This is a genomic window from Streptomyces sp. NPDC058240 (assembly GCF_042882135.1).
In the GTDB taxonomy this organism is placed as follows: Bacteria; Actinomycetota; Actinomycetes; order Streptomycetales; family Streptomycetaceae; genus Streptomyces.
This window is the reverse complement of the sequence record NZ_JBHVWT010000158.1, coordinates 1-1,348: the sequence shown is the minus strand read 5'-3', so window position 1 is coordinate 1,348 and position 1,348 is coordinate 1. Positions and strand designations below refer to the sequence as shown.

Here is a 1,348-nt window from a genome sequence, read left to right as displayed (position 1 = left end):
AGAGGGCGGTATGTGACGTGATGCCACGTTTGCTGTCGCTGGAACGTGTGGCACAGGCGTATCGGGGCTGATCGGAGAGTCCTGTCGTGCTGGAGTGTTCCTCGTGAGAGACCGCCAGCCCTACAAGAGCGACTTATCCGACGAGCGGTGGGCCCTGATCGAGCCCGTCATCGCTTCCTGGAAGGCTCAGCATCCCTCCGTCAGCGGCCACCAAGGCGCCTACGAGATGCGGGAGATCGTCAACGCCCTGCTTTACCAGTCCCGTACCGGCTGCCAGTGGGACTACCTCCCCCACGACCTGCCCCCGGTCGGAGCGGTGAAGTACTACTTCTACAAATGGCGCGACGACGGCACCGACCAGACCATCCACGACCTGCTGCGTTGGCAGGTCCGCGAGAGCCGGGGGCGCAAGGCCGACCCGAGCCTGGTGGTGCTCGACACCCAGAGCCTGCACGCGGCCGCCGGGGTGCCCGCCGACACCACCGGGAGGGACGCGGCAAAAAAAGTCTCAGGCCGCAAACGCGGCCTGGCAGTTGATGTTCTCGGTCTGGTGATCGCGGTGGTGGTGCTGGCCGCGTCCGCGCATGACAACGCCGCCGGCATCGCATTGCTGGACAAGGTCGCGGCCGACACCGACACGGTGCAGAAGGCCCTGGTGGACCAGGGGTTCAAGACCGCCGTCGTCGACCACGGGCAGAAGGTGGGCATCGACGTCGAAGTCGTCGAGCGCAACCCGGCAACCAGCGGGTTCGTCCCGCAGCCCAAGAGGTGGGTGGTGGAGCAGGTGAACGGGATCATGGTGCTGCACCGCAGGCTGGTACGGGACTACGAGCACCGGCCCGCCTCCGCCGAGTCGAGGGTGTACTGGGCCATAAGCGACCGGATGGCCCGGATGCTCACCGCGACCTCCACCCCTACCTGGCGCGGCGCATGAGCGGCAGCGAGCTGACCTTGGGAGCGGTGCTGGCGCACCTGGAGGAGCAAGAGCGCGATATCGCCGCGCAGGCCGAGGCTACGCGGGGACGCATCGCGGAACTCACTGCGCAATTGGGGGAGTTCGACCGGGCCGCCGAGGAGGTCCGCATCACCCGCAAGACGCTGCTGGCTCTGCCTGATCCATCCCCGCCGACGCCGCCGGCCGCGAAGCTGCCGGACCATCCGGCCTACCGGCAGATCATGGCGGTGTTCGCCGCGGCCGACGCCCCGCTGCGGGCGCGGGCGGTCTGCGAGGCGATGGATCTGGAGATCGCGCCCAGCAACGTCAACAACGTCCGGCTGAAGCTCAAGCGGCTGGCCGAACGCGGGATCCTGATCGAGCCCGAGCAGGGATTGTTCACCCAGCCGCGGC

General features: G+C 68.0%; 2 protein-coding genes. Both read left to right on the top strand.

Annotated features, from left to right (window positions below; genetic code table 11):
- Positions 1–103: 103 nt before the first annotated feature.
- Positions 104–934, top strand: a complete 831-nt coding sequence (locus ACFVX4_RS42115) for an IS5 family transposase (RefSeq protein ID WP_389988841.1) — start codon at positions 104–106, stop codon at positions 932–934.
- Positions 931–1,348 (top strand): hypothetical protein (locus ACFVX4_RS42110; protein ID WP_389988838.1); only part of this gene is annotated, 418 nt, incomplete at its 3' end. The genes ACFVX4_RS42115 and ACFVX4_RS42110, both read left to right, overlap by 4 nt.